At 42.6% G+C, this 12,815-nt stretch carries 11 protein-coding genes and 1 other RNA gene; 4 read left to right on the forward strand and 8 right to left on the reverse strand.

Features of this window, described 5'->3' with window-relative positions; all coding sequences use genetic code 11:
• Window positions 1–91 precede the first annotated feature (91 nt).
• The 5 genes from ssrA to ACIF8R_RS06040 all read right to left on the reverse strand — a co-directional run bounded on the left by ssrA (window position 92) and on the right by ACIF8R_RS06040 (window position 6,347).
• Window positions 92–451: a transfer-messenger RNA gene (gene ssrA / locus ACIF8R_RS06020) on the reverse strand.
• Window positions 452–611: 160 nt separating this feature from the next.
• Window positions 612–2,597: a gamma-glutamyltransferase gene (gene ggt, locus ACIF8R_RS06025; RefSeq protein ID WP_396479718.1), complete on the reverse strand. Its 1,986-nt coding sequence runs from the start codon at window positions 2,595–2,597 to the stop codon at window positions 612–614.
• Window positions 2,598–2,900: 303 nt separating this feature from the next.
• Entirely contained in the window at window positions 2,901–4,424 is a 1,524-nt protein-coding gene (locus ACIF8R_RS06030) for a DHA2 family efflux MFS transporter permease subunit (protein ID WP_032010880.1), read from the reverse strand.
• Window positions 4,425–4,430: 6 nt separating this feature from the next.
• Window positions 4,431–5,582, reverse strand: a complete 1,152-nt coding sequence (locus ACIF8R_RS06035) for an EmrA/EmrK family multidrug efflux transporter periplasmic adaptor subunit (protein ID WP_280043984.1) — start codon at window positions 5,580–5,582, stop codon at window positions 4,431–4,433.
• A gap of 267 nt (window positions 5,583–5,849) precedes the next feature.
• Entirely contained in the window at window positions 5,850–6,347 is a 498-nt protein-coding gene (locus ACIF8R_RS06040; protein ID WP_396479869.1) for a thioesterase family protein, read from the reverse strand.
• A gap of 142 nt (window positions 6,348–6,489) precedes the next feature.
• Between ACIF8R_RS06040 and hemB the strand changes: the two genes are divergently transcribed.
• Window positions 6,490–7,503, forward strand: coding sequence for a porphobilinogen synthase (gene hemB, locus ACIF8R_RS06045; protein ID WP_005075335.1), 1,014 nt, complete (start codon window positions 6,490–6,492; stop codon window positions 7,501–7,503).
• A gap of 25 nt (window positions 7,504–7,528) precedes the next feature.
• Window positions 7,529–8,644 (forward strand): NAD(P)/FAD-dependent oxidoreductase, encoded by a 1,116-nt coding sequence (locus tag ACIF8R_RS06050; protein WP_396479721.1) that lies wholly within the window; start codon window positions 7,529–7,531, stop codon window positions 8,642–8,644.
• Here the strand turns inward: ACIF8R_RS06050 and ACIF8R_RS06055 are convergent.
• Complete coding sequence (locus ACIF8R_RS06055; RefSeq protein WP_396479723.1) at window positions 8,636–9,541, reverse strand: TIGR01777 family oxidoreductase; 906 nt, start codon at window positions 9,539–9,541, stop codon at window positions 8,636–8,638. The two genes, ACIF8R_RS06050 and ACIF8R_RS06055, sit on opposite strands and share 9 nt — an antisense overlap.
• Before the next feature lie 82 nt (window positions 9,542–9,623).
• Window positions 9,624–10,076: an ABZJ_00895 family protein gene (locus tag ACIF8R_RS06060; protein WP_107972257.1), complete on the reverse strand. Its 453-nt coding sequence runs from the start codon at window positions 10,074–10,076 to the stop codon at window positions 9,624–9,626.
• A 374-nt stretch (window positions 10,077–10,450) separates the two neighbouring features.
• Here ACIF8R_RS06060 and ACIF8R_RS06065 point away from each other — a divergent pair, with 374 nt between their 5' ends.
• Entirely contained in the window at window positions 10,451–10,828 is a 378-nt protein-coding gene (locus tag ACIF8R_RS06065) for a VOC family protein (protein ID WP_396479725.1), read from the forward strand.
• A 75-nt stretch (window positions 10,829–10,903) separates the two neighbouring features.
• On the opposite strand, the gene ACIF8R_RS06070 is transcribed toward ACIF8R_RS06065, so the two are convergent.
• Window positions 10,904–11,377, reverse strand: a complete 474-nt coding sequence (locus tag ACIF8R_RS06070) for an OsmC family protein (RefSeq protein WP_396479727.1) — start codon at window positions 11,375–11,377, stop codon at window positions 10,904–10,906.
• A 163-nt stretch (window positions 11,378–11,540) separates the two neighbouring features.
• Between ACIF8R_RS06070 and ACIF8R_RS06075 the strand changes: the two genes are divergently transcribed.
• Entirely contained in the window at window positions 11,541–12,809 is a 1,269-nt protein-coding gene (locus ACIF8R_RS06075) for an exonuclease SbcCD subunit D (RefSeq protein WP_192834604.1), read from the forward strand.
• Window positions 12,810–12,815: the final 6 nt, after the last annotated feature.

Genomic DNA, 12,815 nt, shown 5'->3' on the forward strand with positions numbered 1-12,815 from the left:
GGATATATTTAAATAAAAAAACCAATTTAAATGCTATTTAAAATGCTAATAAAAAACCCCGAAACTTACGTTTCAGGGCTTTTTCGAATCTTGGTGGAGATGGCGGGAGTTGAACCCGCGTCCGCCAGCACTACGCTCGAGAATACTACATGCTTAGATATCGTCTATTGTTTTAACACCAAGTGACCCGACGAACAGGGTACAAGGTGCGATCCTCTAAGTTTGGTATAAAGCCCCGAGGCTTGACTCTATACGGACTTGTGTGCGTGCGCTACGGTCGGGTTCCTAAACCACAAGTATTCTAGGAAGCGGACAAACTGCCCTTAGGCAGCTAGAGCGTAAGTTTCGTCGTTTGCGACTATTAAAATGCAAATTTTATTTACGAGAGAAAATGCGCTCTCGGCATGCATCTATGAGTTTCATCACCGGCGTCGAAGCCAATAACATCCCCATGAATGTCTGAACATCATAGCATAACTAAAATAAAATGCTGTGCAATTTATCAACAGTCTGCTACTGATGAACATATTTACATAATGGAGAGCCTTTTGTTTTTTTCAAGGGCCACATAAAAAAGCTGCCAAAAATGACAGCTTTTTTTAAAGTTTGCTCTATAAAGCACCATTGCCTAACACAATCCCTTCACGGCGTGGGTCTACTCCACCTGCGTATTTACTTTGATTATTTATATTTACTTTCATAATCGTTGAAATACCGCTGGTTTGCGCAGTGTTAGAGATGCCATGCCCTTTTGCTTTTAAACCTTCAATCAGGTCAACTAAGGAAAGCTGCACATTCGAGCTATCTACATTGGTGTTTTTACTATTGGTCGCACCAAAGTTAACAAGTGAAGTGGCCTGCTGTGCATTTAAATTCCAGTCCAGTGCACCCACCAAAGTTTTAACCACATATTGAATGATCGTGCCGCCACCTGGTGAACCTGTTGCCATATAAAACTCATCTGGCGTGGTGCCTTTAAACACTAAAGTTGGCGCCATAGTACTACGTGGGCGTTTGCCCCCTTCTACACGGTTGGCAACTGGTGCCCCAGTGCTGTCATAAGGGTTCGCACTAAAGTCAGTTAACTGGTTTGACAGCAAGAAACCATCCACCATGTGGAATGAACCCATACTCGATTCAACAGTCGATGTCATTGAAACCACATTGCCATAGGCATCTACAATCGTGAACTGAGTCGTACCATGTTCAACAGTCGTGTCGACACCTGCTGCTGTATTGAAATTACCCGCTGGAGCAACGCCCATACTTTGGTTCGGGTTAATTAGTGCTGCACGTTGTTTTAAGTAATTTTTATCAATAAAGCTTGCAATACCCTGTGCCGGCAAACGAACAAAGTCGGTATCTGAGACATATTTGTCACGGTCGGCGTAGGCCAAACGCTCTGCTTCAGACACTAAATGCACGCCCATGACATCAGGTACACCACCTTCATTTTCAGGGTTTTTAGGTGGATAGAGCGACATATCAAAGTTTTCTAAAATACCCAGCGTTTGCGCAACTGCTATCCCTCCCGAAGATGGAGGTGGCATGGTACATACATAGTAACGGTCACGGTACGTCGTACAAATCGGGTCGCGTTTTTTAACCTGATAGTTCGATAAATCCTGCAAGGTCATCAAACTTGGGGTAATTGGAGTCCGTGCTGGGTCATCACCCACGGTTTGCCCTGCTTTTGCCACAATGGCTTGCGCAATCGGCCCAGTGTGTAATGCATTTGCTCCCTGTGAAGCCAGTGCTTCAAGTGTTCTGGCATAGGCTTTATTGGTCATGGTCTCGCCGACTTTACGTGGTGATCCATCTGGGTAGAAATAGGTTGCCATCGCATTTGCATCAAGTGCTAAATTGCTTGCATTACTTGCAATGGCATCTGCCAAACGCCCCGGAATACGAAAACCGTTATCAGCCAAACCAATCGCTTCACCAAAAAGCTGTTTCCATTCAAGCTTGCCATGTTCTTTTTGTGCTTGTTCAAGCAAACGCATCACACCCGGCACACCAATCGAGCGACCACTACGGCGCGCACTTGGTACAGGCGGAGGTGAATTGGGGTCATATATATTTTGGCGAATTAAATAAAATTCGTTGGCTGCTGCTGGTGCGGTTTCACGGCCATCATAAGCCGTGACCTGTTTGGTTTTGGCATCGTAATACATCATAAAACCACTACCGGCAATGGTACTCGACTGTGGCTCGACCAAACCAAGTACGGCTTGTACTGCTACGGCTGCATCGACTGCACTACCGCCTGCTTTTAACACATCACAACCTGCTTTTACCGCAAGTGGCGTGTTTGCCACCACCATATATTTATCTGCGTATTTAACCGTGTTACCGAGTCTATAACCCGAAGCACCCTCTGGCGCGGCGGGGTCACCATTTTGGTTTGAACCAACCACCACGCTTGAACCGTCTTGGGCCAGTTTGTTACAACTGGTCGGGTCATTATCTACAATTAAATTGGGCGGGGTTGTATTTGAATCATCCTTGGGCTGATCTGACGAGGAGTCATCTCCACATCCTTGTAATAAACCGACTGCTAATAAACTACTGAACAAAAATGAATATCTTTTATTCACGTGATAACTCCAATATATACGCCTGCCTATCCATGCAATTGCCATGCAAGCTTCTTTGTTTTCAGGTCTTCAGTTTTTTAATCTTTGATAAAAATAAAGTTTTAATAATATTAAATGATTAAGGGTGTTTATTTTGTGCCCTGTGTTATGTCTCCTTGCTTGATATCACACTCTTTTATAACTGATTTGCCCAATTCTGGCATGCTTTATTTCTTTAAATACAGGCAAAATCTGCTATTTATAAACCCACTCATTTTTTAGCAGGCCTAAAAAAAGCACCTCCGAAGAGATGCTTTTTGATGATTAGTGAGAAGGCATACCGCTGACCTGTTTGGGTTTTGGACACAGCCAAATGACCAGTCCCGCAAAGACAAACACAATCGCAAATAGCAAAAATACATGGTTTGCCGACATGGTAATAGCTTCTTTATCGACAAGGTTAGAAATAATTCCTAAGGTCGAGTCAGTCGTAAAACCATTTTGCAGAAGGTTGTTTTGTACTTCAGTCGGGTTCAGGTTTGATACCATTTCACTACGTGCAACTTTGGCATGGTCGTCCCATACGGTCACTGCAATTGAAGCGCCAATCGCCCCTGCCATGGTTCTCAAGAAGTTCATAAGGCCCGCAGCAGATGCAATCTCTTGCTGGAGTACCGAACCAAGCGCAATATTCGACAATGGAATAAAGAAGAATGGTACAGCAAAACCTTGCAAAATTTGCGGCCAAGCCAGTGCCATAAAGTCGGCATCTGTGGTCCAGAATGCCCGCATTAAGGTCACTATACCCAGTAAAATTAAACCGAAACTCGCCAGTGCGCGTGGGTCATGTTTAGTCGAAAGCTTTGCCACAATCGGTGACATGGTCAAACTACCAAAGCCCATGGTTGCGGTTAAATATCCGGCCCACGTGGCAGTGTAGGAAAGGTTCATTTGCAGCCACTGTGGAATCAGTACAATGCTGCCAAAGAATGCTCCAAAGCCGAGCGACAAGGCCAGTACTGAAATTGCAAAGCCCCTATGCCTGAAGACTTTGACATCCACGACAGGATGCTTATCGGTCAGCTCCCATATGAGGAACACCACAAAGCCTATGGCGGCAGTTAAGCCTAATACCACAATACTGGTGCTATTAAACCAGTCGCGTTCGTGCCCTAAATCGAGCATGAGCTGTAGTGCACCAATCCACAGAATTAACAGACCTAAACCAACGGTATCAATTCTTAAAGAAATGGTTTCTGTTTCAGCCACTCTTAACAAGCGCATTGCTGCTAATACGCAGACAATACCAACCGGTAAGTTAATAAAGAAGATCCAGTGCCAAGACAGATTATCACTAATCAGACCACCCAAAATTGGTCCTAAAATTGGTCCGACGACTGTGGTCATTGCCCATAGACCCATTGCCTGTGCATGCTTTTCTTGAGGGAAAATACGCATAAGCAAGGTTTGGCTGAGTGGCATAAGTGGACCACCACAAAGGCCCTGCCCAATACGGAAAAACACCAACATTTCTAAAGATGTTGCTAAACCACACAAGAAAGAAAAGACCGTAAAGCCAATTAAACCAAATATAAAGACCCGCACCGTTCCAAAGCGGCCTGCTAGCCAGCCTGTTAAAGGTACACAAATCGCTTCTGCAACTGCATATGAAGTAACGACCCATGTGCCTTGTGTACTTGAAACAGCAAGGTTACCGGTAATATGTGGTACAGAGACGTTGGCAATGGTCGTATCAAGCACGACCATAAAGTTCGACAAGGCAATAACAAACGCTGCCAGTAATAAACGGCCACCGCTTAACTCGGCAAAAGGTGTTTGCGTTTTCATAAGCGTTTACTTCGCAGATAAGTCGACTTTTGCTTCCATCGACAAGCCAACACGTAGTGGGTGTTCAGCAAGTTCTTTCGGGTCAAGTGCAATACGAACCGGTAAGCGTTGAACCACTTTAATCCAGTTACCTGTTGCATTTTGAGCCGGAATTAAGGCAAAGGCAGAGCCTGTACCACCAGAGAAGCCTACCACTTTGCCGTGATATTCAACGTCATCGCCATATAAATCTGAAGTCAGTGTCACGGGTTGACCTGGACGGACTTTTTTCAACTGACTTTCTTTAAAGTTAGCGTCTACATATAACTCGTTCAGCGGCACAATCATCATCATGCTGGCACCCGGTGCAACGCGTTGTCCAACTTGAATATTACGACGGGTAATTACACCATCGACTGGGGCACGAATGACCGTACGTTCTAAGTCAAGCTGAGCTTGTTCAACATGCGCTTGTGCAACTTGTACATCTGGAGTCGATGTTTCACTTACACCCTGAATTAAAGCTTCGTTTGCAGCTAAAGTACTTTCAGCAGCTTTACGGCTTGAAGACGCTTGCGCTAAACCAGCTTTGGCAAGCTCTAGCCCTGCTTTAGCTGTTTCAACCGCACTTTGTGCTTTAGTCAGTTCTTCTTTAGACACTGCACCAGAAGCAGCAAGCTGCGCACGGCGGTTTAACTCTAAAGTAGCTTTGTCGTAGTCGGCCTGTGCTTGTGCAACTTGTGCTTTGGCACTGTTAATTTCGTCGGCACGAACTACAACTTGAGAATTTAATGAACTACTGTTTGCCGCAGTCTGTTTGTATTGGCGTTTTGCTTTAGCAAGTTCAGCCTCGGCTTGAGCCAATGCAATTTTGGCATCACGGTCATCAATACGAACCAGCACATCACCCCGATGTACTGTTTGAGTATCATTTACCAAAACCTGAGCGACCTGACCGCTCACCATTGAGGTAATTTGCGCGGTTTCTGCACCGACATAAGCATTATCTGTACTCACCGAGTGATTTAAAAATAATGCCCAAATTGCATATAAAATAGCGGCGATCAATAAAATCAGCGCAAAAAAACCAAGAAATTTTTTGCGCTTGTTTTGGTTGTTGTCATCCGAGGCAGATGTTGTTGGCACTGTTTCTTGTACATTGCTTTGTGCATCAGTCATGGTATGTTCCTAAAGATGAGTTGGCTTTGCCATCAATCTCGCACTACACCTTGTTATAGAGTTTTTATTATTCTATGAACAAGACATATCGCATTGTCAAAGCAGTCAATTTTAACGCTAAAACCTCATGATATGAGAATAAAAAAATATAACTCATGCGTTCGTTCTAATTAAATTAATGTTTATCTCAAGATTTTTATGAAAATTCCAGCTTTTCAAGCACTAAAAAAAGCGCACATGGCGCTTTTAAAGTGTTCAATTCATCGCCTAATAGGCATATGAAGCGATACCCGCAGCGATGGCTTTATCTTCATCATTGACCATCGTCATACGCATAGTGCAGCCCTTACGACCTAAACGTAACACTTCCGCGCGTGCAATAAAATACTTACCGCGTCCCGGCGCTAAATAATCTACACGCATATCAACGGTTGCCAATCGCGATACTTGCTTAATAGTCTCAGGCAGAGTTTCAGGTGTTGAACGGCGATAGAGATGTTCCATTGCCACAATTCCACCAATACTATCGAGCAAAGTTGCAGCAACGCCGCCATGCAAAATCTGAAATGCCAGATTACCAATCAGGTTAGGTTGCATCTCGATATAGCCTTCAATGTGGCCATCTACCACACGCATAATCATTCCACTATGCTTAAAAAAAGGAGAGCTATTAAACGCCTTACATAATTGGCTGAGCACCACATTTAGGTCAGTTTTTGCACCTAATTGTATGTTCCCCGTCCAATTTTTCTTTTCATCACTCATACGTTGCCTAAATTTAAAAGCATGATAAACACCCATAATTTTGTACAAATACAGCATTATGGGGCTACAATACAGCAGTCGGTTGACAGTAATGGAATATCCGCCAACCTATCCTAGTGTAATACCGAACATCGAGATTGTTATGACTTATACGTTCAATCGTCCTGCATTTCCAGCTACTCGCATGCGCCGTATCCGTAAAAATGACCAGTTGCGTGCGATGGTCAGCGAAACACAGCTCACTACCAATCACTTGATTTATCCAGTATTTGTATTACCAGGACAAAATCAGACCCAAGATATTCCAAGTATGCCGAACATTCAGCGTTTGTCGGCAGATTTGTTACTGAAAAAAGCTGAAAGACTTCTAGAATTGGGCGTATCAAAACTGGCTCTTTTTCCAGTTACCCCGCAAGAAGATAAAAGCCTCACCGCAGAAGCTGCATGGCACGAAGATGGTTTAGTACAAACCACCTGCCGTTTGCTTAAAAAAGAATTACCAGAAATGGTGTTAATCACTGATGGTGCTCTCGACCCATACACGACGCATGGTCAAGACGGCATTATTGATGAAACTGGCTATGTGCTAAACGACGAGACTGTAGAATGCTTGATTAAACAAGCCTTAAGTCACGCAGAAGCAGGTGCCGAAGTGATTGCTCCAAGTGACATGATGGATGGCCGTATTGGCGCAATTCGTCAAGCTTTAGAAGCCAATGGTCACATCTACACCAACATCATGGCCTACTCTGCAAAATATGCATCTAGCTTCTATGGTCCGTTCCGTGATGCTGTTGGCTCTGCATCCAACCTAAAAGGTGGTAATAAATATAACTACCAGATGGACTTTGCCAACCGTGCCGAAGCATTACATGAAATCGCGCTTGATATTCAAGAAGGCGCTGACATGGTGATTGTAAAACCGGGCATGCCATATCTGGATGTGGTACGTGAAGTGAAAGATACCTTTGGTATTCCGACATTCATTTACCAAGTGAGTGGTGAATACGCAATGTTAGCTGGCGCAATTCAAAATGGCTGGTTATCAGACTCTGTGATTTTAGAATCACTGATGTGCTGCCGCCGCGCTGGTGCAGACGGAATCTGGACTTACTTTGCAGAAACCGCTGCTGAAAAACTCAAGGAAATGAACTAAGTTCGCAGAGAAAGGATAACACTGCATGCATATTGCAATCATTGGCGCGGGCATAAGTGGATTAATGTCTGCGCTGGAGTTGGTTGAACAAGGCTGTACCATCAGTATTTTTGATCAACAACAAGCGGGACAAGCAGCCTCTTGGGCTGGCGGAGGCATTCTCTCTCCGATGTACCCGTGGCGCTATGTGCATGCAGTGAACCAACTTGCTCAATTTGGTAAAGCCTCTTATCAAGCATGGAACCAAAAGCTCTACCCTATTACAGGGATTGATTTTGAAATCCATGACACAGGCATGCTAATTTTTGATGAAGAAGATTTTGACGTTGGTTTGTCCTACGCAGAGCAACATCAAGAACCGATGCAACGCTGCGAATATTTACAGCGAGATGCGTTAGAGCAAGTCAATCCGCATATCTCTGATCATTTTCAAGAAGCCATTTATTTTCCTGAACTGTCTAATATTCGCAACCCGCGTGTATTACAGTCCCTGATTAGCTATTTAAAACAACATCCAAATGTTGAGTTTTTTGAGCACTCTGCTGTTAAAAAACTGATTCAACAAGGTGATGCCATACAAGCACTCCAAACCGAAGACGGTCGCAAACATACAGCAGACCATTTTGTAATAACTTCAGGCGCTTGGAGCCATTACTGGAACTCACAATTACAACTCGAAATTCCAGTCGAACCTGTGCAAGGTCAGATGCTGTTATTTAAAACCCCTGCTCACTGGCTACCGACCATGTGTATGAATCGAGTCATGTATCTGATTCCACGTATGGACGGTCATATTGTGTGTGGATCAAGCATGGCACATCGTGGTTTTGACACGTCTACCGACGAAACCACCCAGCACAATATTTTAGAAGCGTGTTTAGAAATGGTGCCTGAACTGGCCGATTTCCCGATTGTACAGCGCTGGGCAGGCCTCAGACCAAGTTCACCAAATGGCGTTCCCTACATTGGCAAAATGCCTGAAATGGATAACCTCTGGGCAAACTTTGGTCATTTTAGAAATGGGTTATGTATGGGCGCAGGCTCTGCGCAATTGCTCCGTCAGCTTATGCTGGATCAACCGACATTAGTGGATGCCAAAGCATATTCTCCAGAGCGTTTGCAAAATAAAATCTTAGCCTGACGCCAATATATTCTCTAAAGCCATTTTTAATTGAGGATAAGCAAACTCAAATCCTTCTGCTTGTAAGGCAGCGGGTTTAACGTATTGCCCATTCAAAATCAATTGCGACTGTTCCCCTAACAAACAGCGAAAAACTGTGCTTGGTGCTGACAACATTGGTTTCTTATTGAGTACCGCAGCAGCTTGCTCAACAAATACCTTTTGAGTCACGTTTTCTGGTGCCACGACATTATGAATTTGAGCAGATTGAGGATGCTTAAATATAAACTCGATGGCATTTAATACGTCTTCAATATGTACCCAAACCACAGGCTGACGTCCGTGACCAATTTGCCCCACTAAATTGAGTCGAATAGGAAATAACATTTTAGGCAAAATGCCACCACCCTTACCAAACACTACACCTAAGCGAATAATTTTAGTGTTTTGCTGAGCGTCTGCTAAAGCTGCTTGTTCCCATTCTTGGCAAAGTCGAGATATAAAAATAGGTTGTGGTGGGCTTTGTTCGGTGCACACCTCTGCCCACTTTTCTTGATCGTCTATACCGTAATAACCAATGGCCGAACCCGAGACAATCACTTCTGGAAAAATTTCAGATTGTTTGAGCCATGCATATAACTTTCGGGTCGTGTTTACTCGACTTTCAATGAGTTGTTTTTTACGTGACTCGGTCCAGCGTTTCTCACCAATATTTGCCCCAGCCAAATTCACTACATAGTCAATTTGACGTGTCGAAATATCTTCAAACTTTTGTACCCACTGTAAGGCAGGATGGTCAGATTCCTTTCCAGCCTGCCGTGTCACAGCAATCACGTTATAATTTTTTTGTAATAGGAACTTAATTAAATGTGTTCCGATAAAACCACTAGCACCAGTGATTAATACATTCTTATTCATATTTCCTCCAAAACGAGGACGGCAGTTTTATTTCATTATATAAGGATCATTTAGATCTAATCTTAGCTGTTTTTGTAGTGTTCTATTGCACATTCAACATTTTGTCTGCCATGCGCTGTGCCTGTTTGCCATAGAACCAGTAAGTAATTAAATAAAGCGGAATAGCCAACATTAAAATCATAATCACCATAATACTTAAGAACTGAGGCTGCTTGAGGTAAAGCATAAAGTTTTGCAAAATCTCAGGGTCTTGTCTTGAAAATAAAAACAGACCAAACAAAACACCACACAAGTTATAGCCCCAAAAAATCAGGGTAAAGCCTAAAGTAAATTTCTTTTTTTCTGGTACAGTCGGAGCACGGCGTTCTTTTTTTAAAAATCTAAACAAGACAAAAATCATTGCACCTAAATATGGAACGGCTGTTAAAATACCACCTACACTCGCTGGCAATAGTGCTGCAACTACACCGACTATTAAGGTAAGTACGATGCATATAGCAAAAAACCAGAGAAAGTAAGAACGTAATTTGGTCATATTTTTGCCTAATTTATGGGTTCAAAAAATAATTATAAATTTTTTTCGATTTTTTTTCATTTTTCTGTCAACCAATCCGAATCTCTCGACGTTATATAGGGTAACAAGGTCGCAGCAACCGAATACTTCCTTTGCACGGCATCCGCAAAATTGTTTCGGTGACCTTTCATTACGACTCTTTCTTCCTTCAGATTAGGTTTTGTTAGCAGCCAAACCCTTGATGAAGTCTTTGACCGACGATTCTCTCATCACTCGAATCGTCGGTTTTTATTTTCTAGCACGTTCATTTTACGCTCAACATACACAATCGTTATTTCATAGCCATGAAAGCCATGCCTATACTTTTTACACCATAAAAATATGTTTTAAATAATATGAACAACATTGCCTATTTTGAAATCCAGTCTTCAAACCCTGCCCGCGATGCGCAGTTTTACCAAGCTGTGTTTGGCTGGCAATTTAAACTCGATGAAAATTTACCGATTGAATATTACCGTATCGAAACGCCATCAATAATGGGTGGACTATTAAAACGCCCTGCCCAAACGCCTCCAATGGAATATGGCACCAATGCATTTACCTGTTCGATTCAAGTCAAAAACTTCGATGAAGTAGCTTCAAAAATTTTAGCGCAAGGTGGTATTGTCGCGATGGATAAATTCGCGATTCCCGGTCGTGCTTGGCATGGTTATTTTGTCGATTTGGATCACAACGTTTTTGGTATTTTTCAGGTCGATGAAAATGCAGCCTAAAGATCTTATTTAACGGCTCTATTTATTTTTTAATGTATAGCCACCACCTTTTTATCGGTGGCTATTTCATATTGATTATTCGGCAAAGCTAAAGCTGGCTTCACATGTAATTGGAAAATTTACCGAATTGGCAATCATGCATTCATGATGCGCTTCTTCATGCAATTTTGCAGCAAGCTCTGGGTCAGCACCTTTTTCTAAAACAACCTCGGGCCTTAAAATAATTTGGGTAAAGTGACCGCGTTTAACTGGATCTACATCTTCCATAAAGCCAAGTGCATGATCGACATAACTCAACACATGAATATGATTGACTGCACACAGGTGTAAATACCAAAGCTTATGACAAGCTGAAGCAGAAGCCACCAATAAATCTTCTGGATTCCATCTGGTCACATCGCCCAAATAAGCAGGGTCTGATGAACCTTGAATAGTAACTTTTTGAGGATGTTGAATACTAAAATCGCGTTTATATGAACGATAAGATGAAGTACCTGTACCCGTATTGCCTTCCCACTGTATTTTTACTTCATATTTATGAATGGTCATTTTGTTCTCAAAGTTCATGGTTTAAGTCGATAGTAACAAAGCAGAGCTTAAGGAGACAAAATAATTCAGATTTCATTGCTGGCTTAAATAACGAGCACTTTAAAATGTCTTGATAAAATCTCCTGCCAATTTATGCTAACGTATCTGTGTTTATTTTGGCTTGATGTCTGTTTCTATGTCCGTACATTTTCTACATACTTCTGACTGGCATTTGGGGCAGTTTTTTTATAATCATTCACGCCACTACGAACACCAACAATTTTTAAGCTGGTTACTCACTCAAATTCAAGAAAAACAACCGCATGCCCTACTCATTGCTGGCGATATTTTTGATGTCATTAACCCAGGTTCTCAAGCACAAAAACAACTCTACCAATTTTTAGCAGATGCACACCGTATTGCACCACACATGCAAACACTCATGATTGCGGGTAACCATGACTCAGGCTACCGTATTGAACAGGTCGAGCCACTATTAGAAAAATACAACGCAAAAACCGTGGGCGTGGTTCGCTGGAATGAAGACAAAACCCTAGACCTCGATCGACTACTTTTACCTATTTATAATCAAAATCAAGATATTGTAGCGTGGTGCCTTGCCTTGCCTTTTTTACGCTCGGCCGAAATTACGGGCTTTAATGAACATACCACTAACAGTAAAAATGCGATTGCCTATTTGCACCAGCAACTCATTGCAGAAGCCAAACGTCGTAAAACACCAGACCAAGCCCTTATTTTAATGTCGCATGCCCACATGCAAGGTGGAGAAACATCTGACTCTGAACGTCCAATTATTATTGGTAATGAAGAGGCACTTTCAACGACGTTGTTTGAAGATGCTGTTGACTACGTGGCTTTAGGGCATCTACATAAACCACAAAAAGTGGGTCAGCCGCACATTCGTTATAGTGGCTCGCCAATTCCGCTTTCTTTTAGTGAAATTAACTATAAACACCAAGTGGTTGAAGTCAAAATTGACCCAGCTCAAGAGACAGACAACCGTTTGCAATTTGAAGCTGTCGAAATTCCACGTTGCATACAATTGCACCGTATTCGTGGTGAATTAAACGAAGTGCTGCAACAACTCAAAGCATTGCCAAACGGTGTGATTGAGAATATTGACCACCGTGAATATGTCGATATTGAATATTATAGTTTAACGCCACCACAGCCGAATTTACGTCAGCAGTTTGAAGCGGCTCTACCACCTGACCGCTACCGTTTAGTACGTATTTCACGTCAATATGTGAATAAAGACACCACCGATTCAAATACCACTCAGCAAATCGCTCTTGAACCACCAACACCAGAAAAACTCTTTCAAAATATCTGGGAAAAACAAGGTTACAGCGCCGATGATGCGGTCTTAAAAGATTTTCTGAGTCTGGTACAAGAAGCACAAAAAAATCTTGAAAATGATGCAACCCCTTAAGGATAT

This window comes from Acinetobacter sp. ABJ_C4_1 (genome assembly GCF_044538495.1).
Classification (GTDB): Bacteria; Pseudomonadota; Gammaproteobacteria; order Pseudomonadales; family Moraxellaceae; genus Acinetobacter; species Acinetobacter nosocomialis_A.

Excerpts from the sequence above, each read along its gene's own strand:
- ACIF8R_RS06030 (WP_032010880.1), bottom strand. The coding sequence starts at position 4,424 with ATGAAAACGCAAACACCTTTTGCCGAGTTAAGCGGTGGCCGTTTATTA.
- ACIF8R_RS06035 (WP_280043984.1), bottom strand. The coding sequence starts at position 5,582 with ATGACTGATGCACAAAGCAATGTACAAGAAACAGTGCCAACAACATCT.
- ACIF8R_RS06040 (WP_396479869.1), bottom strand. The coding sequence starts at position 6,347 with ATGAGTGATGAAAAGAAAAATTGGACGGGGAACATACAATTAGGTGCA.
- hemB (WP_005075335.1), top strand. The coding sequence starts at position 6,490 with ATGACTTATACGTTCAATCGTCCTGCATTTCCAGCTACTCGCATGCGC.
- ACIF8R_RS06050 (WP_396479721.1), top strand. The coding sequence starts at position 7,529 with ATGCATATTGCAATCATTGGCGCGGGCATAAGTGGATTAATGTCTGCG.
- ACIF8R_RS06055 (WP_396479723.1), bottom strand. The coding sequence starts at position 9,541 with ATGAATAAGAATGTATTAATCACTGGTGCTAGTGGTTTTATCGGAACA.
- ACIF8R_RS06060 (WP_107972257.1), bottom strand. The coding sequence starts at position 10,076 with ATGACCAAATTACGTTCTTACTTTCTCTGGTTTTTTGCTATATGCATC.
- ACIF8R_RS06065 (WP_396479725.1), top strand. The coding sequence starts at position 10,451 with ATGAACAACATTGCCTATTTTGAAATCCAGTCTTCAAACCCTGCCCGC.
- ACIF8R_RS06070 (WP_396479727.1), bottom strand. The coding sequence starts at position 11,377 with ATGACCATTCATAAATATGAAGTAAAAATACAGTGGGAAGGCAATACG.
- ACIF8R_RS06075 (WP_192834604.1), top strand. The coding sequence starts at position 11,541 with ATGTCTGTTTCTATGTCCGTACATTTTCTACATACTTCTGACTGGCAT.